The sequence below is a fragment of the Pseudomonas sp. MF09156 genome (assembly GCF_059862305.1).
The window spans coordinates 459,780-482,024 of the sequence record NZ_JCBCUR010000003.1; the positions used below are offsets into that span (position 1 = coordinate 459,780).

21 protein-coding genes are annotated in these 22,245 nt (G+C 61.0%); 12 read left to right on the forward strand and 9 right to left on the reverse strand.

Features of this window, described 5'->3' with window-relative positions; translation table 11 throughout:
- Nucleotides 1–8: 8 nt before the first annotated feature.
- From AC19YY_RS11130 to AC19YY_RS11140, 3 genes are read left to right on the forward strand one after another with little or no spacing between them, the layout of a single operon-like run.
- A complete protein-coding gene (locus AC19YY_RS11130; protein ID WP_169953877.1) occupies nt 9–1,817 on the forward strand; it encodes a sensor histidine kinase in 1,809 nt (602 codons plus the stop codon).
- On the forward strand, nt 1,814–3,196 hold the full coding sequence (locus AC19YY_RS11135) for a sigma-54-dependent transcriptional regulator (protein ID WP_500604178.1): 1,383 nt from the start codon (nt 1,814–1,816) through the stop codon (nt 3,194–3,196). Before AC19YY_RS11130 ends, AC19YY_RS11135 begins: the two co-directional genes overlap by 4 nt.
- 26 nt (nt 3,197–3,222) lie before the next feature.
- On the forward strand, nt 3,223–3,678 hold the full coding sequence (locus AC19YY_RS11140; RefSeq protein WP_169953879.1) for a thioesterase domain-containing protein: 456 nt from the start codon (nt 3,223–3,225) through the stop codon (nt 3,676–3,678).
- Nucleotides 3,679–3,821: 143 nt separating this feature from the next.
- Here AC19YY_RS11140 and cysQ read toward each other — a convergent pair whose 3' ends face one another.
- Both cysQ and nudE read right to left on the reverse strand, forming a co-directional pair.
- On the reverse strand, nt 3,822–4,658 hold the full coding sequence (gene cysQ, locus AC19YY_RS11145; protein WP_170042348.1) for a 3'(2'),5'-bisphosphate nucleotidase CysQ: 837 nt from the start codon (nt 4,656–4,658) through the stop codon (nt 3,822–3,824).
- The gene (gene nudE / locus AC19YY_RS11150; RefSeq protein ID WP_169953881.1) at nt 4,655–5,221 is read right to left on the reverse strand and encodes an ADP compounds hydrolase NudE; all 567 of its coding nucleotides are present in this window, start codon (nt 5,219–5,221) and stop codon (nt 4,655–4,657) included. Before nudE ends, cysQ begins: the two co-directional genes overlap by 4 nt.
- Before the next feature lie 91 nt (nt 5,222–5,312).
- Here nudE and yrfG point away from each other — a divergent pair, with 91 nt between their 5' ends.
- A complete protein-coding gene (yrfG, locus tag AC19YY_RS11155; protein WP_169953882.1) occupies nt 5,313–5,975 on the forward strand; it encodes a GMP/IMP nucleotidase in 663 nt (220 codons plus the stop codon).
- 66 nt (nt 5,976–6,041) lie between these two features.
- Here yrfG and lysM read toward each other — a convergent pair whose 3' ends face one another.
- A complete protein-coding gene (lysM, locus tag AC19YY_RS11160; RefSeq protein WP_170042345.1) occupies nt 6,042–6,482 on the reverse strand; it encodes a peptidoglycan-binding protein LysM in 441 nt (146 codons plus the stop codon).
- A gap of 134 nt (nt 6,483–6,616) precedes the next feature.
- Between lysM and AC19YY_RS11165 the strand changes: the two genes are divergently transcribed.
- From AC19YY_RS11165 to AC19YY_RS11180, 4 genes are all read left to right on the forward strand, one after another.
- The gene (locus tag AC19YY_RS11165; protein ID WP_169953884.1) at nt 6,617–7,486 is read left to right on the forward strand and encodes a LysR family transcriptional regulator; all 870 of its coding nucleotides are present in this window, start codon (nt 6,617–6,619) and stop codon (nt 7,484–7,486) included.
- A gap of 115 nt (nt 7,487–7,601) precedes the next feature.
- Nucleotides 7,602–8,441 (forward strand): formate dehydrogenase accessory sulfurtransferase FdhD, encoded by an 840-nt coding sequence (gene fdhD, locus AC19YY_RS11170; RefSeq protein WP_170042344.1) that lies wholly within the window; start codon nt 7,602–7,604, stop codon nt 8,439–8,441.
- Entirely contained in the window at nt 8,438–10,786 is a 2,349-nt protein-coding gene (locus AC19YY_RS11175) for an FdhF/YdeP family oxidoreductase (protein ID WP_432754887.1), read from the forward strand. Before fdhD ends, AC19YY_RS11175 begins: the two co-directional genes overlap by 4 nt.
- Before the next feature lie 223 nt (nt 10,787–11,009).
- Entirely contained in the window at nt 11,010–11,489 is a 480-nt protein-coding gene (locus tag AC19YY_RS11180; RefSeq protein WP_169953887.1) for a glycine zipper domain-containing protein, read from the forward strand.
- Between the two features lie 134 nt (nt 11,490–11,623).
- On the opposite strand, the gene AC19YY_RS11185 is transcribed toward AC19YY_RS11180, so the two are convergent.
- The 3 genes from AC19YY_RS11185 to AC19YY_RS11195 form a co-directional block, all read right to left on the reverse strand.
- Nucleotides 11,624–12,055 (reverse strand): acyl-CoA thioesterase, encoded by a 432-nt coding sequence (locus tag AC19YY_RS11185; RefSeq protein WP_170058168.1) that lies wholly within the window; start codon nt 12,053–12,055, stop codon nt 11,624–11,626.
- Nucleotides 12,056–12,078: 23 nt separating this feature from the next.
- Nucleotides 12,079–14,016 (reverse strand): RecQ family ATP-dependent DNA helicase, encoded by a 1,938-nt coding sequence (locus AC19YY_RS11190; RefSeq protein WP_492633973.1) that lies wholly within the window; start codon nt 14,014–14,016, stop codon nt 12,079–12,081.
- 262 nt (nt 14,017–14,278) lie between these two features.
- A complete protein-coding gene (locus AC19YY_RS11195; RefSeq protein ID WP_500604179.1) occupies nt 14,279–15,454 on the reverse strand; it encodes a tetratricopeptide repeat protein in 1,176 nt (391 codons plus the stop codon).
- A 478-nt stretch (nt 15,455–15,932) separates the two neighbouring features.
- On the opposite strand from AC19YY_RS11195, the gene AC19YY_RS11200 reads away from it, so the two are divergent.
- Nucleotides 15,933–16,289 (forward strand): DUF1493 family protein, encoded by a 357-nt coding sequence (locus tag AC19YY_RS11200; RefSeq protein WP_169954007.1) that lies wholly within the window; start codon nt 15,933–15,935, stop codon nt 16,287–16,289.
- 141 nt (nt 16,290–16,430) lie between these two features.
- Here the strand turns inward: AC19YY_RS11200 and AC19YY_RS11205 are convergent, their stop codons facing one another.
- Nucleotides 16,431–17,972, reverse strand: coding sequence for a phosphoenolpyruvate carboxykinase (locus AC19YY_RS11205; RefSeq protein ID WP_057437065.1), 1,542 nt, complete (start codon nt 17,970–17,972; stop codon nt 16,431–16,433).
- Between the two features lie 179 nt (nt 17,973–18,151).
- Entirely contained in the window at nt 18,152–19,054 is a 903-nt protein-coding gene (hslO, locus tag AC19YY_RS11210) for an Hsp33 family molecular chaperone HslO (protein WP_170042341.1), read from the reverse strand.
- 126 nt (nt 19,055–19,180) lie between these two features.
- Here hslO and AC19YY_RS11215 point away from each other — a divergent pair, with 126 nt between their 5' ends.
- Nucleotides 19,181–19,981, forward strand: a complete 801-nt coding sequence (locus tag AC19YY_RS11215; RefSeq protein ID WP_170042340.1) for a phosphatase PAP2 family protein — start codon at nt 19,181–19,183, stop codon at nt 19,979–19,981.
- 101 nt (nt 19,982–20,082) lie between these two features.
- On the opposite strand, the gene AC19YY_RS11220 is transcribed toward AC19YY_RS11215, so the two are convergent.
- Entirely contained in the window at nt 20,083–20,490 is a 408-nt protein-coding gene (locus AC19YY_RS11220) for a S4 domain-containing protein (protein WP_169953893.1), read from the reverse strand.
- 282 nt (nt 20,491–20,772) lie between these two features.
- Here AC19YY_RS11220 and rimB point away from each other — a divergent pair, with 282 nt between their 5' ends.
- Entirely contained in the window at nt 20,773–21,255 is a 483-nt protein-coding gene (gene rimB / locus AC19YY_RS11225; RefSeq protein WP_492633971.1) for a retropepsin-like aspartic endopeptidase RimB, read from the forward strand.
- Nucleotides 21,252–22,157 (forward strand): 30S ribosomal protein S6--L-glutamate ligase, encoded by a 906-nt coding sequence (rimK, locus tag AC19YY_RS11230; protein ID WP_038445187.1) that lies wholly within the window; start codon nt 21,252–21,254, stop codon nt 22,155–22,157. Before rimB ends, rimK begins: the two co-directional genes overlap by 4 nt.
- The last annotated feature ends 88 nt before the right edge of the window (nt 22,158–22,245 follow it).

Consider the following 22,245-nt stretch of genomic DNA (forward strand, 5'->3'; position numbering starts at 1 on the left):
AGACCTACATGACTCCACCTCTTCCACGAAGACCCCGCTGGCGCAGCCTGGCCTTGCTGGCACTGTGCCTGGCGCCGTTGCTGTGGCCGCTGGAGCATCTGGCCGAGCGCTACTATCGCAGCGAACTGGCCGGGCAGAACCGCCAGACCCTCGACCTGTACGTCGCCAACCTGCTGGGCACCCTGCATCGCTACGAAGTACTGCCGCAGATCCTTGGCGACTTGCCGGCCCTGCGTACCGCCCTGGCAGCGCCCCACGTCAGTACCAACCTGGTCGCGGCCAACCAGTTGCTCAAGGAGGTGGCAGCCCAGGCGGGCGTGGAAGTGATGTACTTGATGGACACCCGTGGCAAGACCCTGGCCGCTTCGAACTGGGACAAACAGGACAGCTTCGTCGGCCGCAACTTTTCCTTTCGACCTTATTTCAGCGAAGCCATGGCCGGGCGCCTGGGGCGCTTCTTCGGCCTGGGCACCACCTCGGCCAAGCGCGGGTATTTCTTCGCCGCTGCGGTGCGTGAAGATGAACATGTGATCGGCGTGCTGGTGGTCAAGGTCGACCTGGACCACACCGAAAGCCTCTGGGGCCAGACTCCCGAGCAATTGCTGGTCACCGACCACAACGGCGTGGTGATCCTGACCTCGCGCCCACAATGGCGTTTTCGTGCGACCCGGCCCCTGACCGAGGCCGAGCGCCAGGCGATCATCGCGATCCAGCCCTATCCGACCCGCGATCCGCAACCGCTGGTTTTCAGCTCCAGTGCCTGGCTGCGCCAATCCACCGAAATTGCCGAAACCGGCTGGAATGTGGAGATCCTTGCCCCGCGCACCTTGATCGACCGCCCGGTGCGCACAGTGGTCGCCGTCGGCGGCGCGACCTTGCTGGTGCTGATGCTGCTGCTCGGCCTGATGATGCAGCGCCGTCGTCATTACCTGGAACGCATCGCCTTTGAAGCCAAGGCCCGGCGCGAGCTGGAAATGCGCGTGGCCGAACGGACCAGCGACCTCGAAGGCCTCAACCGCCGCCTGCGCCAGGAAGTGCTGGAGCGCGAAAATGCCCAGCAGGAACTGGTGCGCGCCCAGGATGACCTGGTGCAGGCGGGCAAGCTGTCGGCGCTGGGCACCATGTCGGCGAGTATCAGCCATGAACTCAACCAGCCCCTGGCCGCCATCCGCAGTTACGCAGAAAACGCCGAGATTCTCCTCGACCACCAGCGTACCGACGACGCCCGCGGCAACCTCAAGCTGATCAGCGAATTGACCGGGCGCATGGCCTCGATCATCGCCCACTTGCGCGCCTTTGCCCGCCGCGACCGGCATGCCCCGGAAAGCGTGGCCCTGCAACCGGCCCTGGACGACGCGCTGGCATTGCTGGCCAAGCGCCGGCGGGCCATGGAAGTGGAACTGATCCGCGACTTGCCAGAGGCATCCCTGTGGGTAGAGGCCGGCGAAACCCGCCTGCGCCAGGTACTGGGCAACCTGTTGGCCAATGCCCTGGACGCCCTGACCGAAAAAGGCCCGCCGCGCAAACTGTGGCTGAGTGCCGAATCCACCGAGCAGGGCGTCAACCTGTACATCCGCGACAACGGGCCTGGGTTCTGCATGGAAGCCCTGGGTCGCGCCGGCGAGCCTTTCTACACCACCAAGACCCGCACCCAGGGCCTGGGGTTGGGCCTGGCCATCTGTGACACCCTGATGCGCGCCTTTGGCGGTGAACTGTTGTTTGCCAACCACAAGGAAGGCGGCGCACTGATAACCTTGAAACTGCGCGCCGGCGCCCCCGGCGTCAGTCTGCAACCGTCCGAGGACCGCAGTGTATGAGTATCGATAACCAGATTCAGGTGGTGTTGATCGACGATGATCCACACCTGCGTCAGGCCCTGTGCCAGACCCTGGACCTGGCCGGGCTGAAAGTCCTGCCCCTTGGCGAAGCCACCGGCCTTACGGCGCGCCTGTCGCGGGACTGGCCGGGGGTGGTGGTCAGCGACATCCGCATGCCCGGCATGGACGGCCTGGAGCTGCTCACTGAGCTTCACAGCCAGGACCCGGAGCTGCCGGTGCTGCTGATCACCGGCCACGGCGATGTGCCACTGGCGGTGCAGGCCATGCGCGCCGGCGCCTATGACTTCCTCGAAAAGCCCTTCGCCAGCGACGCCCTGCTCGACAGAGTGCGCCGCGCCCTGGCCCTGCGCCGGCTGGTGCTGGACAACCGCAGCCTGCGCCTGGCCCTGAGTGATCGCCAGCAACTGAGCACGCGCCTGGTGGGGCAATCGGCGCCAATGCTGCGCCTGCGCGAGCAGATTGGCGCGCTGGCGGCGACCCGCGCCGATGTGCTGATCCTTGGTGAAACCGGCGCCGGCAAGGAAGTGGTGGCACGCGCTCTGCACGACCTGTCGAACCGTCGCACCGGGCCGTTTGTCGCCATCAACGCGGGCGCCCTGGCCGAGTCCGTGGTCGAAAGCGAGCTGTTCGGCCATGAACCGGGGGCCTTTACCGGTGCGCAGAAGCGGCGGATCGGCAAGTTCGAATTTGCCAACGGCGGCACGTTGTTCCTCGATGAAATCGAAAGCATGAGCCTGGATGTACAGGTCAAGTTGCTGCGCCTGTTGCAGGAGCGCGTGGTCGAGCGCCTGGGTGGCAATCAGCAGATCCCCCTGGATATCCGCATCATCGCCGCGACCAAGGAAGACCTGCGCCAGTCCGCCGACCAGGGCCGCTTTCGCGCAGACTTGTACTACCGCCTGAACGTTGCGCCGCTGCGCATTCCGCCCCTGCGCGAGCGGGGCGAAGATGCCTTGATGCTGTTCCAGCACTTCGCCGACGAGGCCAGCAGCCGCCACGGCCTGCCGCTGCACGAGTTGCAGCCTGGCCAACGGGCAATGCTGTTGCGCCATAACTGGCCGGGCAACGTGCGGGAGTTGCAAAACGTTGCCGAACGCTTCGCCCTCGGCCTGGAACTGGCCCTGGACAGCACACCGGACGGCCCGGCGCCGGGTGTGCCGATGTCTACCGGGGGCTTGAGCGAGCAAGTCGAGCACTTTGAAAAAGCCCTGATCGCCGCCGAGCTTGGTCGCCCCCACAGCTCCGTGCGTAGCCTGGCCGAAGCCCTCGGGGTGCCGCGCAAGACCCTGCATGACAAGTTGCGCAAGCATGGGCTGAACTTTGCCGACAGCGGCAACGCTCACACCGATGACGAGTGACCCTTTCCACCAGCCAAGAGACCACCATGAGCCGCGATAGCCGTTACCTGGAATCCATTCTGCACCATGACATCCCCCTGACCCGGGAGATGGGCCTCAAGGTGCTCGACTGGCAGGACCGGCAATTGCGCCTGCACTTACCGTTGCAGGCCAATATCAACCACAAGAGCACTATGTTTGGCGGCAGCCTGTATTGCGGCGCGGTCTTGGCCGGCTGGGGCTGGCTGCACCTACAACTGCGCGAGGAAGGGATTGAAGACGGGCACATCGTGATTCAGGAAGGGCAGATCAGCTATCCGCTGCCTGTCACCCAGGACGCCACCGCGATTTGCCAGGCGCCGGAGGACAAGGTGTGGAAGCGGTTTTTGGCGACCTACCGGCGCCATGGCCGGGCACGGCTGGCCCTGCAGACGTGGATTGTGAATGAGGGCAGTGAAGAGCAGGCGGTGGCGTTTACCGGGCAGTACGTGTTGCACCGCTAAACCTGCAACACATAAACAATGTGGGCACAGGGCTTATGTGGGAGCGGGCTTGCTCGCGAAAGCGGTGTATCAGTCAGCACTTGTATTGGCTGATACACCGCTTTCGCGAGCAAGCCCGCTCCCACATTTTTGATCGCGGCGGTTTATGACCTTGCCAGGGCCAGCAAACGCTCGCGCCAGGCGGCCTTGGCCGGCAAGGCCAGGAAGAACGGGTTCAGCAGCGACTCGCGCGCCGGGTAGCTGAACGGCTGGCCATTCAACTCCAGCACTTCGCCACCCGCACCTTCCAGCACGCCCTGGGCCGCAGCGGTGTCCCACTGCGACGTCGGCGCCAGGCGCGGATAGCAATCAGCGCTGCCTTCGGCCAACAGGCAAAACTTCAACGAGCTGCCGATATTGGCCAGCTTCAACTCCCCCAGCCCTTGGCTCAACCCGTCGAGCAAGCGCTCCTGTTCGGGGCTGGTATGGCGACGGCTGGCGACCACGGTGAACGCTTCGCCTGCGACTGGCTTCTGGCGCACCTGGATCGGCCGGGGCGCGGCATTCACGTCGGAGCGCCACGCCCCAAGGCCCGCGCCGCCGAAGTAGCAGCGGCCACTGGTGGGCATCGACACCACGCCGAACACCACCCGTCCCTGTTCGATCAAGGCGATGTTGACGGTGAATTCTTCACTGCCGCTGATAAATTCCTTGGTGCCATCCAGCGGGTCCACCAGCCACCAGCGCTGCCAACGGGCACGCACGCTCTGGTCAATGTCGGCATCTTCTTCCGACAGCACCGGGATGCTGGGGTCCAGCGCGGTGAGGCCGGCGAGAATCAGGTGGTGGGCGGCCAGGTCGGCGGCGGTGACTGGCGAATCATCGGCCTTGGCTGTCACGGCCACATCGGCGCGCCAATACGGCAGGATGACCTCGCCGGCCTGGCGAGCCAGTTCAATCACGGGGGCGATGTAGGCGTGGCCGAGGAACAATTCGCTCATGGCTGGTAGGCCCCGCGCTGGGTCAGCAGGTCCCGCACCAGGTACAGCGCGGCGAGGGCACGGCCTTCGCTGAACTGCGGGTTCTGCGCCAGTTGCGCCAGTTCGCGCAGGTTGACCCGGTCCACGCGCATCGGCTCGGGCTCGTCGCCCTCCAGGCGTTCTTCGTACAGCTCGGTGGCCAGCACCACCTGGATTTTCTGGCTCATATAGCCGGGGGACAGGGACAGCTCGGTCAAGTGCTCCAACTGCCGTGCGCCGTAGCCTGCTTCTTCCTTGAGTTCACGATCTGCCGCCGCCAGCACATCTTCGCCCGGTTCGATCAGGCCCTTGGGCAAGGACAGTTCATACTCATCCGTGCCACCGCAGTATTCCTCCACCAGCAGCGCGTGGTCAGCGTCGATCATCGCCACGATCATCACCGCGCCATACCCTGCACCCCGGCCCACCAGGCGCTCGTAGGTCCGTTCAACGCCATTGGAAAAGCGCAACTGCACTTGCTCCACGCGGAACAAACGACTACTGGCGACAATTTCGCGGGCGAGGACGGTGGGTTTCTGGCGCATAAAGGGCTCCTTGGCGTGATCGGGTTACTATACCGTGGCTTTTCCGATTGTCTGTGTCGGATGTATTTACTTACCTGCTTGAGAGCCCACCATGCCGCCACTGCCCTGGTCTGATATCGATACCGTCTTGCTGGACATGGACGGCACCTTGCTCGACCTGCATTTCGACAACCACTTCTGGATGGAACACCTGCCCCGGCGCTATGCCGAACTGCACGGGGTGAGCCAGGCCATGGCCGAGATGGAGTTGCAGCCGCTGTTCGAGCGTAACGCTGGCCAGTTGCAATGGTATTGCCTGGATTTCTGGAGCGCCGAACTGCAGATCCCGGTGCGCGAACTCAAGCTGGAAACCGCCCACCTGATCGCCCTGCGACCGGACGCCGATACCTTTCTGGCGGCAATCAAACAGGCTGGCAAGCGCGTGATCCTGATCACCAACGCCCACCGCGACTCGCTGTCGCTGAAGCTGGAACGCATTGAGCTGGCGCCGTATTTCGAGCGGCTGATCAGCTCCCACGACTATGGCTTTGCCAAGGAAAACCCGCAGTTCTGGGACGCCCTGCAAGCGGATATCGATTTTGACCCGGCGCGCAGCCTGTTTATCGACGACACCTTGCCGATTCTGCGCAGTGCGCGGGATTTCGGGGTGGGGCATTTGCTGGCGGTCAAACAGCCGGACAGCCGCAAAGGGCCCAAGGATACGGCGGAGTTCGATGCGGTCGGGGATTACCGGGAATTGATTGTCGGGCTCTAAAACTATATGTAACACCCCTGTGGGAGCGGGCAAGCCCGCTCCCACATTATTTAGTTGCCTTGGGTATTACTCAGGAATACGCAGCGTCTGCCCTGGGTAGATTTTGTCCGGGTGCGACAACAGCGGCTTGTTGGCCTCGAAGATTTTGTTGTACTTGTTGGCGTCGCCGTACTCAATTTTGGCGATCGCGCTCAAAGTGTCGCCCTTTTTCACCACGACAAAGCGGGCAGCCGCAACAACAGGGCCCGACACGGTGATTTTATCTTCCACGGTAGCCACGCCAGCAATATTGCCCAGCGCCAGCAGAATCTTCTCTTTCTCCTCCTGGGTGGCGACTTCACCGGTCACCGTCACCTTGTCGCCATCCACCGTGGTCTGCACATTCGGGTTACCCAGGCCGACCTTGGCAACATGATCCTTCAACTGTTCACTCGCGTTCGCATTACCCGGCGTCAACAGATCAACGATTTTCTCGCCGGCTTCTTTGATAAAGCTAAAAAGACTCATAGTGCGCTCTCCTTGGGATTAGGTTTCCAGATGCCAAAGACTAGACCAGTCTTACAGACCTTGGTTCCAGCCCGACCAATGACGCAAACGCGCTAGAATCCCCCCGCTATTGGAATAAGAGCCCCGGAGCGAAGATGGACATCAAACAGCTGAAATTCCTCATCGCCCTCGACGAAACCCGTCACTTCGGCCAGGCAGCCGCGCGCTGCCACATTACCCAGCCGACCCTGTCGATGCGCCTGCGCAGCCTGGAAGAAGAGCTAGAGCTGCCGCTGGTCAACCGCGGCCAGCGTTTCGAGGGCTTTACCGCCCCCGGCGAGCGGGTGCTGGCCTGGGCGCGGACGGTGCTGGCAGCCTACGACGGCCTGCAGGCCGAAGCCGCCGCCTGCCGGGGCAACCTGGTGGGGACACTGCGCCTGGGCGTGGTGCCGCTGTCGAGCTTTGATCCGCTGGCCTTGATGCAACAACTGCACAAGCAACACCCCAGCCTGCGCTTTGAGTTGTCGGCGTTGAGCTCCGAACAGATCCTCGAACAACTGGCGAGCAATCGCCTGGACCTGGGCGTGTCCTACCTCGAGCGCCTGGACGCCGAGCGCTTTGACTCCCTGGCCCTGGAAGAAACCCGCATGGGCCTGCTGTACGACCAACGGTTCTTCAGCTTCGGCGAAAAGCCCCTGAGCTGGGAGGCGCTGATCGAACTGCCCCTGGGCATGCTCACCAGTGGCATGCACTTTCGCCAGTCCATCGACCATAACTTCCACAGCCGGGGCCTGACGCCGCAACCTCTGCTGCAAACCGATGCCGTCCATCAGTTGCTGCAGGCCGTGCACGGCGGCCTGTGTTGTGCGGTGATGCCGCTGGATGGCGGCCTCGACGCCCTGACCGAACACCTGCGCCTGCAACCCATCGAAAACGCGCAAACCCTGGCCAAGCTGGGGCTGATCATGCGCCGCAGCGCGCCGCGCTCGGCGTTGGCCGAGGCGTGTTTCGCGCTTTATCAGTAATCGCTGGTAAAGCCTTGATCGACGTCATCTATCGGCAGATCAGTACTGACGATTAGACGCGACCCTTTGTCGCGCCTAGTCTTCACTCTGAACACTTCGCCGGTGACTAGACTTGATGAACGCCCAGCGCCCAGCATGCGCGGCGCCCGCCCTGACAACGCCCGCGCCTGCCGCCAGCCAGAGTTATCAATACTGCAACCTCGACCATACGGAATCGGCCAGCACCGCGCTGGCCGAGGAAGTCGCGTTGGCGATTGCCTATAACGACATCAACCAGGCGGTAATGCTGGTGACGCCCACCGATCTTGAAGACTTTATCGTCGGCTTCAGCCTGGGCAGCGGCATCATCAGCGACATCAGCGATATCTATGACCTGCAACTGAGCGGCGCAGGCTCGGCCCAGTACGCCCAGGTGCAGATCTGCAGCCGCGCCTTCTGGAACCTCAAGCAACAGCGCCGGCAACTGGCCGGCACCAGCGGCTGCGGCCTGTGTGGCGTGCAAGCCCTGGAGCAGGCGCTGCCGGACCTTCAGGTGCTGCCGGGCGCACCGCTGCCGCCTGCTGCCTGGCTGGAGGGCTTACGCCAGCGCATCAGTGCCTTTCAGCCGCTGGGCCAGTACAGCGGCGCGGTGCATGCGGCGGTGTTCATGGATAACCAGGGCGAACTGCTGCTGGGCCGCGAAGATATCGGCCGGCATAACGCCCTCGACAAACTGATCGGCGCCCTGGTCCGCCAGCGCATCCCGACCGCAGGCGGCGTGGCAATTGTCACCAGCCGTTGCAGTCTCGAATTGATCCAGAAAGTCCTGCGCGCGGGCATCCAGACCCTGGTCAGCCTGTCATCGCCCACCGGCCTGGCCCTGCAATGGGCGCGCCGGCATAACCTCAATCTCATCCACCTGCCGCAAAAAAGCGCGCCGCGGGTCTACAGCCCTGCGATGGAGTACCAGCCATGAGCAATCATCACCAAGCCGACCAAACCCCGACCCCGCGCTACAAGCCCTATAAAGGCCCGGCTGGCGGCTGGGGCGCGCTGATCAGCGTGGCGCAGGCGTGGCTGACCAGCGATAACGCGCTGAAAAATATCCGCATGATGCTCAAGACTAACCAGAACGGCGGCTTCGACTGCCCAGGTTGCGCCTGGGGTGACTCGCCGGAAAGCGGCATGGTCAAGTTCTGCGAGAACGGCGCCAAGGCGGTCAACTGGGAAGCCACCAAGCGCCGGGTAGATGCGGCGTTCTTCGCCAAACACAGTGTCAGCGCACTGCTGGAGCAGAGCGACTATTGGCTGGAATACCAGGGCCGCCTGACCGAGCCGATGAGCTATGACGCCCAGACCGACCGCTACAAACCCATCAGTTGGGAGTCGGCCTTCGACCTGATCGGCCAGCACCTGCGAGCCCTGCCAAGCCCGGACATGGCCGAGTTCTACACCTCGGGCCGGGCCAGCAATGAAGCGGCGTACCTGTATCAGTTGTTCGTGCGCGCCTACGGCACCAACAACTTCCCGGACTGCTCGAACATGTGCCACGAAGCCAGCGGCGTGGCCCTGGCGCAAAGCGTAGGTGTCGGCAAAGGCACTGTGACGTTTGATGATTTCGAGCACGCCGACGCGATTTTCGTCTGGGGCCAGAACCCCGGCACCAACCACCCGCGCATGCTCGAACCGCTGCGCGAAGCGGTGAAGCGCGGCGCCCAGGTGGTGTGTATCAACCCGCTCAAGGAGCGTGGCCTGGAACGTTTCCAGCACCCGCAGCACCCGCTGGAAATGCTCACCAACGGCGACAAGCCGACCAACACCGCGTATTTCCGCCCGGCGCTGGGGGGCGACATGGCGATCCTGCGCGGCATGGCCAAGTTCCTGCTGCTGTGGGAGCGCCAGGCCCAGGCCGAAGGCAAGGAGACAGTGTTCGACCACGACTTCCTCAATGAACACACGATCAATGTGCTGGATTACCTGGCCAAGATCGACGACACCTCCTGGGATGAAATCGTCGAGCAATCCGGCCTGAGCCTGGTGGAGATCGAGCAAGCGGCGCGCATGTACGCCAAAGGCAAGAACGTGATCATGTGCTGGGCGATGGGCATCACCCAGCATCGGCACTCGGTGCCGACCATCCAGGAAATCGCCAACCTTATGCTGCTGCGCGGCAACATTGGCCGCCCCGGTGCCGGCCTGTGTCCGGTGCGTGGCCACAGTAACGTGCAGGGCGACCGCACCATGGGGATCAACGAACGGCCACCCGTGGCCTTCCTGGATGCTCTGGAGCGTCGCTTCCAGTTCAAGGTACCCCGGGACAACGGGCATAACGTGGTCGAAGCGATCCACGCCATGCTCGAAGGCCGCGCCAAGGTGTTTATCGGCCTGGGTGGCAACTTCGCCCAAGCGACGCCCGACAGCCCTCGCACCTTCCAGGCCTTGAGCAACTGCGACCTGACGGTGCAGATCAGCACCAAGCTCAATCGCAGCCACCTGGCCCACGGCAAGCAGGCCTTGATCCTGCCGTGCCTGGGCCGCACCGACATCGATATCCAGGCCGATGGCCCGCAAGCGGTAACGGTGGAAGACTCGTTCAGCATGGTGCATGCCTCCAATGGCCAGTTGCAGCCGCTGTCGAAACTGATGAAGTCGGAACCGGCCATTCTCGCCGGCATCGCCGCCGCCACCCTGGGTAGCAAGCCGGTGGACTGGAACTGGCTGGTGGCCGATTACCGCCGCATCCGCGACTTGATCGCCGACACCATCCCCGGCTTCAAGGACTTCAACGAGCGTGTGCAGCACCCAGGCGGTTTCTACCTGGGCAACAGCGCCGGCGCCCGCCGCTGGAATACCCCGTCAGGCCGGGCGAATTTCCGCGCCAACATCCTGCCCAAGGACTTGGTGCATGAACGCACTCGTGCCACTGGCCAGTTGCCCGACCTGATCATGCAATCCATGCGTTCCCACGATCAGTACAACACCACCATCTACGGCCTGGATGACCGTTATCGTGGGGTCAAGGGCCAGCGCGACGTGCTGTTCGTCAACGAAGCCGACATCATCCGCCTGGGCTTCAAGCCGGGGCAGAAGGCCGATATCGTGTCGATCTGGGATGATGGCCGTGAACGCCGGGTCAAGGGTTTTACCTTGCTGGCGTTCGATATTCCGGCGGGGCAGGCAGCGGCCTATTACCCGGAGGTCAACCCGCTGGTGCCGTTGGAAAGCACCGGGGATGGTAGCCATACGCCTACCTCCAAGTTCGTGGCGATTCGCCTGGAAGCGGCCAGCGACAAGGGTTTGATCATGGCCCGAACTGCCTGATCGTCTCCATGGCTGGGAACGATCTTCACGGGCACAAAAAAGGCCGCTTTTGTATAAAAGCGGCCGTTGCGAAGTAACTAAAGACCGGCAAAAACGACTTAAGTTCCCTAGATAAAACAGCAACTTAGCTAATTGTATACAACCTGCACCACTGGTCGGAATTCGATTGTAAGAATATTCCGACAACCTCAGGATCGCGCCGTCATCCCCTTGAGGTTCACCTATGAAGTTCTCCTCGATTCTCTTGTTGTCCCTTGGCCTGGTCAGTGGCGCAGCCATGGCCGGTGGCACCACCGAAGCCGGTGTAGGCGGCGCATTGGGCGGGGTTTTAGGTTCTGTCGTCGGCCAGCAGATCGGCGGCAATACCGGTTCGGCCATTGGTGCAGCCCTGGGCGGCGCTGGCGGTAGCGCAGTAGGCGCAGACAAACGCAGCCGTGGCGAAGCAGCCATTGGCGGTGCACTGGGCGCAGCGGGCGGCAACGTGGTCGGGCGCAGTGTCGGCGGTAGCACCGGCAGCTTGATCGGCGCAGCAGCAGGCGGTGGCGCTGGCGGCGCACTGGGTAACTATATGGGCAACAAGAGCGATGACGACGACCGCCGCGATCGCGGGCGTGATAACCGTCGCTATGACCGTGATGATCATCGTGGCCGTGGGCATGCTTATGGCCATCGCAAGAACAAGCATCACTACCGTCACCGGTAAACACAGCAAACTCAATGTGGGAGCTGGCTTGCCTGCGATAGCGCAATGCCAGCAACCAATAGGTGGCCTGACACTGCGCTATCGCGGGCAAGCCCGGCTCCCACATTAGCTCTTCATTGTTTCGCAGGCCGCAGTCAGACCGCCAGGTGTTGCAGTGCTTCGCGCAGTACCTGTGGAATCGTCACCGGCTGGTTCGTCGCCCGGTCCACAAACACATGCACAAACCGCCCCGCCGCACAGGCCTCATCCTCGCCGGCCTTGAACACCGCCAACTCGTACTGCACTGAACTGTTGCCCAACTTGCCCACCCGCAGGCCGATATCGATACGGTCGGGAAAGGCAATCGAGGCAAAGTAGTCGCACGCCGAACTCACCACAAACCCCACCACTTCGCCGTCATGGATATCCAGCCCGCCCTGTTCGATCAGGTAGGTGTTCACCGCCGTGTCGAAAAAGCTGTAGTAGGTGACGTTATTCACATGCCCATACACGTCATTGTCGTGCCAGCGCGTAATGATCGGCTGGAAGTGACGGTAATCGGCACGCTGCGGCATTGAGTCAGGCATGGACAAGTCTCGTTGAAGTGAATTTACAGGTCGCTCAGATGGGTCTCGGCCCAATCCCGCACCTGGGCATACGGATATTCTTCCAGCACGCCAGATCCTGGAATCCCCCGGGCCTTGAGCTTGGTAAACAGCGGCACGCTGATCCCACATAGAAACCGCGTCAGGCGTTCCGCCCCTGGCAGGCTGCCGGTGTGCTGATGATGCCTGTGGATAAAATCCCCGCACAGCCCCTGGAAATTTTTATCCACAAGCGGTGCCAGCCCCGGTGGTGCCGGCAGATGGGCGACCTGGCCATGACACACCGAACAATGCCCGCACTGGCGCGGCGCCTCGGCATCGCCAAAGTACTCCGCCAACCGATAACCCAGGCAGCGTTCGCTGGCAAACAACGCCAGCATCCCATGGATGCGCGCCACTTCCGTGGCTTCGTGCTGCTTGAAGCCTGTGTATAACTCTTCGCTCAAGGCCTGGGGGTCAAACCCGCTATCGAGCAGGCTGTAGACTTCGGTCATCTGCTTGCTTTCCAGCTCGATCAGGCCCTGTTCCTGGAAATAGTCCAGCGCCTTGACCACCCGGCCACGCTCGGCCTGGTGCTGTTGATAAAGCGCGTCGAAATCCACGGTAGCCCAGCTCCTGGCCCGTTTGCACACCTGGATGATCGCGGCGACAAACTGCTGCCGCTCCCCGGAAAAACGCGCCAGCAACACCTCCGGCTCCACCAGGTACTTGAAGCGATACTCGGCATAAAACGCATAGCGCGGTGCAATGACCCCCTTGAGTTCCAATTGCACCAGCAAGGTCTTGAGCGGTAGCTCGCGGATGTTGCTCAGCTCTGCCAATGACCTCAGCAGAAACTCCCATTGCCCGTCATCAGCGGCCGCCAGCAGTTCTTCCAGCACCAACCGAATGCCTTCCTGCTCCGGCGTATCGCCGTACACAAAGTTCTCCAGCACATTAAGGCTGTCGCGGTTGGCCAGCACCAGGCACTCGGAAGGCTGGCCATCGCGCCCGGCCCGGCCGATTTCCTGGCTGTAGTTCTCGATGGATTTGGGCAGGTCGAAATGCACAACGTTGCGGATATCGCTCTTGTCGATACCCATGCCAAAGGCAATGGTGGCGACGATGCAATTGGACTGGCCGCCCATGAACCGATGCTGGATGCCCTCGCGCTTATCGTGGGGCAAACCTGCGTGATAGGCCTCGGCCTGGATGCCATGGCGATTCAGATGCTCGGCGATCTGCTCGGCGGTTTTCTGCAAGGTGACGTAGACGATGCTCGGCTGGTTGGCCCGCTCGCCCATCCACTCCACCAGGCGCCGGCGTTTGTCTGCGCCGCTGACCGGTTCCACCAGCAGGTTGAGGTTGGGTCGATAGAAACCGGTGGTGATCACGTCTGCGGGGGCGATGGCGAACTTGGCCTGCATGTCCACAATCACCTTGGGTGTGGCGGTGGCGGTCAACAGCAGCGCCTGGGGAATCTTGAACTGGCGCTGGTAGTCGGGGAGCTTGAGGTAGTCCGGGCGGAAATTATGGCCCCATTCGGAAATACAGTGCGCCTCGTCCACCACCAATAATGAAATCGAAACGCTTTGCAAAAAGTTGCGAAAGCGCTCGTTCTTCAGGCGCTCTACGGAAATCATCAGGATCTTCAGCTCGCCGGAGCGAGCGCGGGCCATTACGTCATTGGCCTGATCACGACTTTGCGTCGAATCGATGCTGCCGGCCGAAATACCATGACGCTGCAAAAAGCCCAGTTGGTCCTGCATCAACGCCAACAGTGGCGACACCACCAGTGTCAGGTGCGGCAGCAGCACGGCTGAGAGCTGGTAACAGAGGGATTTGCCGGAACCTGTGGGAAAGATCGCCGCCGCCGAACGACCGGCCAGCACGGCGCTGACAGCCGCCTCCTGGCCAGGGCGAAACTGTGGATAACCAAAGACCTGTTGGAGGGTGTCGTGCATGAGCTGTCACTCCATTGACCGCTGAACAGGCCTAAAACATAGCCCGGTATTTTCAGCGGATCGAAAAAGGTCGCGAGGAAAAGAGAGACAGGATGATACACAGGCTGCGAGGGTGAACCGACAATCTACAGAACACCGCAAAACAAATGTGGGAGCGGGCTTGCCCGCGATAGCGGTGCCCCAGTCGATACTTCTGTTGACTGTTACACCGCTATCGCGGGCAAGCCCGCTCCCACATTTTCAGACCTTTGCTACCGCTCGATCAGCGGTTTTGCACACGCTCAATGGCTTTGTCATACACCGGGTTGGCCTTCTGTTCCTTGGCCAATTGGTAGTGACGCAACGCATCGGCAAACTGCCCGGCCGCTTCGTAGATTCGCGCGATGTTGTAGTAGGACCCGGCACGCACGGTGGCGGCTGTCGGGCCGCTGGCCAGGGCAATCGCCTTGCGGTTGGCCCAGATCGACTCGGCGGTGTTTCCGGCTTTCTGATAGGCCAGGCCGAGATTGCCGTAGGCTTTACCGAAGGAATTATCCAGCTCGATGGCCTGGCGGAAGTAGTCGATCGCCTGGTCCAGGTTACCGGCCTGGTAGGCCGCTTCGCCTTTGAGGTTCAGCTTTTTCGCATCACCCTGTACCGCTGAACTGACCACCACGGCATCCACGGCAACGCTGTCGTTGAGCAGGGGTTTGACTTCGTTGAGCACATCCTTGGCCTCGACCAGCACGCCGGTGAAGGTATTGATGTCCTGGAAGTCACCGCTGCCGGTCATGCGGAACACAGTCCACAAGTTACCGGTGCGATTGGTCGGCACGTAGTAAGTGCGGACCAGGGACTGGCCCATGTACACAAACACCTTGGCCTGGCTTTCGGACAGCGCCGTGGAACCGGTATTGGTGCGGTTGGAGAAGTCATGCACGGCGTACACGTAGCTTTCGCCGTAGTGTTTTTTCTGCAGGGTGATGGTTTCCGGGCCGTAGCTGTCGGTGTCATCCACATCCAGCTCGGCATCGGTGCCGGTCTTGCTGTTGAAGTAGATGTTGTTGCCGGGGAAGATCATGTGGGAGTCGAGGTCCGAAGGCGATCGCCCCCAGGTCAGCACCACACGCAGGCCGTCGAGGTTTTCCATCACCGGGCTGATGGCATAGGTCATGCCTTTGCACGGGCACTTGACCACCAGGTTGGAGTAGCCGGGCTTCTTGATGATCAGCAGGTTGTCGGCACCATCGGCAACTTCGCTGGTGAGAGTGACTTGGCCCTGGGCATTGGTGCGCCCCACCACATTCTGTGCGCCGTTGCGTTGCAACAAGACTTCGGCGTCGGCGATTTTCTGGTCCTTGACCACCGCACTGAGCACCTCGATCGGCAACTGCTCGGCCTGGACCGAAAACGCCACCGCACACAATGACATCGCCGAGGCGACACGAAGCAAACCCATGCTTAACTCCCTTTAAGTAGTGGGCGGAATCGCCCTATAAGATTTTGCGGTGAAACATACGCTGAATTCAGGGGTTTTGCCGGGATTTTATACAGAATGTGACGTGGTTTTTATCCCACCTGCGCCAGGGTGCCCCGCAGCCAAATCGCAAACTTCGGAAGCCTCCGTAGGAAATCGCCAAGCCGGGCCCCATACGCTTCCCAAACTTCCTCCAACCTACACTTGACCCTCTACAGAATCAGCCAACCCTGACCGAAACTAGCGCCTTCGCCATCTGCTCGGTAAAAGTCCGTGAGCGATGCTCAGCCATCAAGCCTCTCAATGCATGTGTACACACATGAGTCCTAGTCCGACGCTCTTCTTACAGTCGGCGATCTTCTTTGCCCTGATCTTGATAGGCTTGGCGCTCTTCATCAGCCGAAACAAACTGCGCCAGCAAGGCGACCATCCCTCTGACCCACTCCCGCGTGCCCCCACCATGAACCTGGCCCCCAACTTCCCCCAAGACCCTGTCATGCAGCAGCTCCTGCAATTACTGCACGAAGAAATCGGCCTGCCCAAGCACAAGACCATCCGCCTTAAAACCTCGCTCAACTTTGACCTCGGTTGCGACGGCGCAGAAGCCAGGCAGTTTATGGAGACTCTGGAGCAGGCATTTGATCTCGACCTGGGTGACTATGATGCTTATCGTTACTTCAATCCGCCGGTGTTCGATGTATTCCTGAAACACCGCGCCAAGGGCCGCGGCGAGAAGACGCCGCTCACCATCGGCATGCTCTACCTGGCTATCAAGACCCATAGCTGGGATACGCAGACGCTGGAAAACCTGAGCTGAAGAGCTCTGGGGAATTAATGTGGGATGACTGGTGCACCGCTTTGTTCTCAGGCTCTTCGCCCGCAAGCCGGGTTCCTACAAAACTGTTTCGCGCACAAAAAAGCCGCCCACTAGGGGCGGCTTTTTAACAGCTACCGAATCTTACAACTTCGGACCCGCTGCCTTGATCGCGTCGCTGACTTCAAACTTCTTGAAGTTCTCGACGAACAGGCCGGCCAGGGCCTTCGCTGCTTCGTCGTAGGCAGCCTTGTCAGCCCAGGTGTTACGTGGGTTCAACAGGCCGGTCTCAACGCCCGGTACGGCCAGTGGCACGTCGAGGTTGATGGTGTCCAGGTGCTCGGTTTGCGCACCGATCAACGCGCCGCTCTGGATCGCTGCGATCACCGCACGGGTGGTCGGGATGTTGAAGCGTTTGCCAACACCGTAGCCGCCGCCGGTCCAGCCGGTGTTGACCAGGTAGACCTTGGAGCCGAAGCCACGGATGCGCTTGATCAGCAGCTCTGCGTATTCGCCAGCCGGGCGCGGGAAGAACGGCGCGCCGAAGCAGGTGGAGAAGGTCGACTTGATGCCGCTGCCCGAACCCATTTCAGTCGAGCCCACCAGTGCGGTGTAGCCGGACAGGAAGTGGTAGGCCGCCTGTTCTTCGTTGAGGATCGACACCGGTGGCAGCACGCCAGTCAGGTCGCAGGTCAGGAAGATCACTGCGTTTGGCTCGCCGCCCAGGTTCTTCTCGGAACGCTTGGCAACGTGCTCCAGCGGGTAGGCCGCACGGCTGTTCTGGGTCAGGCTGACATTGGTGTAATCGGCGTGCTTGGCATCGTCGATCACCACGTTTTCCAGGACGGCGCCGTGCTTGATGGCTTTCCAGATGACCGGCTCGTTTTTCTCGGACAGGTCGATGCACTTGGCATAGCAACCGCCTTCGATATTGAACACCACGCCCTCGCCCCAGCCGTGTTCGTCGTCACCGATCAGGTAACGGCTTTCGTCGGCGGACAGGGTGGTCTTGCCAGTGCCCGACAGACCGAAGAACAAGGTCACATCGCCTTCTTCGCCGATGTTGGCAGCGCAGTGCATTGGCAGCACGTCAGCGGCCGGCAGCAGGAAGTTCTGCACCGAGAACATGGCTTTTTTCATCTCGCCGGCGTAACGCATGCCAGCAATCAGGACTTTTTTCTGGGCGAAGTTGAGGATCACGCAACCATCGGAGTTGGTGCCGTCACGCTCAGGGACGCATTCAAAGTTGGCAACGTTGAGCACTTGCCACTCTTCACGCCCGGCCGGGTTGTACTGGGCCGGGTTGATGAACAGGCAGCGACCGAACAGGTTCTGCCAGGCAGTCTGGGTGGTCATTTTCACGGCCAGGTAATGCTCTTCGGCAGAACCTACATGCACGTGGGAAACGAAATGCTCTTGCGCGTTGTTGAAAGCCTCGACGCGAGCCCACAGGGCATCGAACTTGTCGGCCGGGAACTTGCGGTTGATCGGGCCCCAGGCGATGGCAGCCTGGGTGGACGGCTCTTCAACGATGAAACGATCGACCGGCGAACGACCGGTACGGTGACCGGTTTCTACGACCAGCGCGCCAGTATCGGCAAGCACGCCTTCACCGCGCTGCAGGGCTTCTTTGACCAGATCGTCAACACTCAGATCGGTGTATACGGCGTTATTGGCTTGCGTCATGAGGTTCCCCGTCGGCCTATGGCCGAGTGCTCCAAACGTTTTGTAGTAGAAAGTTGCGCACTACTACCGCGAAAAAAGTGGGCCGGATTATGCCAGAAAAGCCCAAAAAGAGTAGGGCCCTCCCGTCAGAACACCTCTAATCCGGCGTTTGTCAGGTGATTTACCTGTGCTTAAACGTTTTAGTGGTGGGTGCCCGAAGGGGTGTCAACGCCAGCGCCAGCGAACAATTGGGCGATATCGGCAGCGTCGAACAGGTAGCGCTGGTTGCAGAACTGGCAATCGATCTCGATTCTGCCGCCGTGCTCTACCGCCAGGTTTTGCGCATCTTCCAGGCCCAGGCTCACCAGGGCATTGCCCGAACGCTCGCGGGAACAGCTGCAGTGGAAACGCAGCGATTGCGCATCGAACAGGCGCACTTCTTCTTCGTGGTAAAGGCGGTGCAGGATGGTTTCGTTGTCCAGGCCCAGCAGCTCTTCAGCGGTCAGGGTACCGGCCAGGGCGGTCAGACCGCGCCAGCTCTCTTCGCGCTCATCCTCATCCTTGATACGGTCCGCCGGCAGCTGTTGCAACAGCAGGCCACGGGCACGCTTGCCGTCCGCGTTGAGCCAGAAGCGGGTGCCCACTTGCTGGGACATGACGAAATAGTTGGTGAAGCAGTCGGACAGGGTTTCACCGTCCAGGTCGACAATGCCCTGGTAACGCTGGCCAACGGTCGGGTCGATGGTCAACGCCAGCACGCCGTCGGGCATCAGGTCGGCCAGGGTCGCGTCCGCCGGGATCCGGTCTGCGTCATACCGGGCCAGGCCACGGATTTCGCGGTTGCTGGAGCACTCGATCATCAGCATGGGCACCGGGCCTTCGGAACGGGCCTGGAGAATCAGCAAGCCATCGAACTTCATGGTGCCCACCAGCAGCGACGCGGCGGCCATCAGTTCGCCGAGCAACTGCGCGACCGGCTCCGGATAGGGGTGCTTGGCAAGGACTTCGGCATAGCTGCGCTCCAGGGCAACCAGTTCGCCACGCGCGTCGTTGTCGTCAAAGAGGAAACGTTGGGTGAAGTCGGTATCCGGTAGATCAGTCATAGGTCTGGGTATCTGAATTGATGACAAAGTGATGACAATGTTTCTAAAATTATGCGCTTTAGCACCAATTTGGTGCGATTTTCTTCTGATAGGTGAAGAGAGTTTAGAGCGAAGAGGAAACAGTTTATGAACAATCCGGGTTTGTTCCAAGCCAAGTGGAACCTCGGGCGATTGGCCCTGTGCAATTTACTCGCTCTGGGGCTGCTGTGTTTTTGGCTATGGCCCGCGGGCCAGATGCTTTGCGTGATATTCGACGAATGGCTGTTTCATCTGCTCAACGACCCGCTGGCCAGCAACCCGGCCTGGCTGCATGTATGGGCGATCGCCAGCCTGCGCCCCTTTGATGCGGTGGTCGGGGTGATTCTGCTGATGCTGCTGATTCGCGGCGAATGGGTATTCAAGGCGATTGAAGTGCGCCAGGCGTTTTTCGGCTTCCTCGCGATTCTGCTGTTGCTGCTGTTTATCCGCATGCTGTTTTCCAAGCTCGCGGCGCAGATGGGCTGGCAGCACAACAGCCCGTCAATGGTGATCAGCGGGGCGATCCACATGAGCGATTACTTCCCTGACCTGGAAAAAACCTGGGAATTGAAGGATCGCTCCAGCCAGAGCTTCCCCGGTGATCATGCTTCGGTGCTGCTGATCTGGGGGATGTTCATGAGCGTGTTTGCCAAGCGCGTTGGCCAGGTTGTGCTGATCTGGGCCCTGGCGCTGCTGTTCATGATGCCGCGTCTGGTGGCGGGTGCGCACTGGGGGCAGGACGACTATATCGGCGGTGTGCTGCTGGCGTTGTTGGCACTGGGCTGGGGTTATTACACGCCGTTTGCGGCGAAGGTGTCGGGTTGGCTGCTGCGCGTGACCGCACCGTTATTCGGGTTGTTGCAACGAGTACCTGTGATCAATCGCTTGAGCGTGATCCGCAACGCCTGACCTGTAGGAGCCGGCTTGCCGGCGAAGAGGCCCTCGACGGCACTGCAACTGTTGCAACCGCCATTGCTGGCAAGCCAGTTCCTACAGCAGATAACCGATATTCAGTCGTCATTGCCGCTGCCGCGAAACTTGAACAGGTCGCGGCGCTGTTTCTTGCTGGGCTTGCCATCGGTGCTCATGCCCAAGGCTCCGGCCTTGCGCATGGCCGCCGCATTCTCGCGCTTGGCAATACTGGCAGGTGTCTCGGTGTACAGTGCCTGGGCTTCGGGTGCGCCACGGCGAACGACGGAAAGCGCCTCGACCAACACCGTTTTTTCATCAAACCCGACGCGGATCTGCAACTCATCACCCACACGCGGCTCCTTGCCTGGCTTGCAGCGCTCGCCACGGCAATGCACCTTGCCGCTCTCGATGGCGGCCTTGGCCAAGGCCCGGGTCTTGTAGAAACGTGCAGCCCACAGCCACTTGTCCAAACGGACTTTTTCGTCCTCTTCCTGCTTTTGAGCCACTTGAATTCCTCGCTCTGAAAAATGTCGCAACTTAACAGTCGAAGCCCTTCGACGCACAAACGCCAAGGCTCACCTAAGATACGCCAGCTGTCAGGCAGTTTCCCCTCAGCCGTGGTTTTTTGTGGCGTGAAGATATCTGTCGCCATTTGGTGAATATTCTGCGTGAATACCGCGAATTCGGCGCCAAGCGCTCGTCAACGTTCCTGGGTTGTCACAATCTGTGAGCAGTAGGACGCTAGTGTCGTGTGACGTCGAAACATTTCTGATTGCCGGTTGTTCATATTGAAGACATTTGACCATTTGACCGTTGTCGGTCTGCGTGAATGGGTGGCACTGCCCGATCTGGGAGTGGCGGGCCTGCGCGCGAAGATCGACACCGGGGCCAGTACCTCCAGCCTGCATGCCACCGAGATCGAGCCTTTTGAGCGTGACGGTGAAAGGTGGGTGCGTTTCACCGCCCACCTGGGCAGCGTGGTGCAGCTGCGTCACCGGCGCTGCGAGGCGCCGCTGGTGGCGATGAAAACCATTAAAAGCTCCAACGGCCAGGCGCAGGTGCGCTACGTCATCAGCACCACCCTGGCCCTGGGTGATCGGGTATGGCGGGTGGAGTTCACCCTGGCTTGCCGCAAGACCATGCGTTACCGCCTGTTGCTAGGTTCCAAAGCCCTGATCGACGGCCAGTTGGTGGTCAACCCGGGGCTCAAGTACGTTCAAGACAAGCCGGTGTTCCCGGTCTCTACTATTGCTGCCACAGGTGTTGCATGAAGATCGCTGTGCTGTCGCGTAACCCGCGTCTGTATTCCACCCGTCGTCTGGTCGAGGCCGGCACCGAACGGGGCCATGAGATGGTGGTGATCGATACGTTGCGCGCCTATATGAACATTGCCAGTCATAAGCCGCAGATCCACTACCGGGGCAAACCACTGGAAGGCTTCGACGCGGTGATCCCGCGTATCGGTGCCTCGGTGACCTTCTACGGCTGCGCGGTACTGCGCCAGTTTGAAATGATGGGGGTGTTTCCACTCAACGAATCGGTGGCCATTGCCCGTTCCCGGGACAAGCTGCGCTCCCTGCAATTGCTCTCGCGCCGGGGCATCGGCTTGCCAGTGACTGGCTTTGCCCATTCCCCCGATGACATTCCCGACCTGATCGAGATGGTCAACGGTGCCCCATTGGTGATCAAGGTACTGGAAGGCACCCAGGGCATTGGCGTGGTGCTGTGTGAAACCGCCACGGCGGCAGAGTCGGTGATCGAGGCGTTCATGGGCCTGAAGCAGAACATCATGGTCCAGGAGTACATCAAGGAGGCCGGCGGTGCCGATATCCGTTGCTTCGTGGTGGGAGACAAGGTGATTGCGGCGATGAAACGCCAGGCCAAGCCGGGAGAATTTCGCTCCAACCTGCACCGAGGCGGCAGCGCCAGCCTGATCAAGATTACTCCGGAAGAACGCATGACCGCCCTGCGTGCAGCCAAGGTCATGGGCTTGAGTGTGGCGGGCGTGGATATCCTGCGCTCGAACCACGGGCCACTGGTGATGGAAGTGAACTCTTCACCGGGCCTGGAAGGGATTGAAACCACCACCAACAAGGATGTGGCGGGGATCATCATTCAGCATCTGGAGAAGAACAGCGGGCCGAACATGACCCGTACCAAAGGCAAGGGCTGAAATACTCCCTTTAAGGCAACACAAACCAGTGTGGGAGCCGGCTTGCCTGCGATGACTGACTAACATTCAACATCACTGTTAGGTTTTT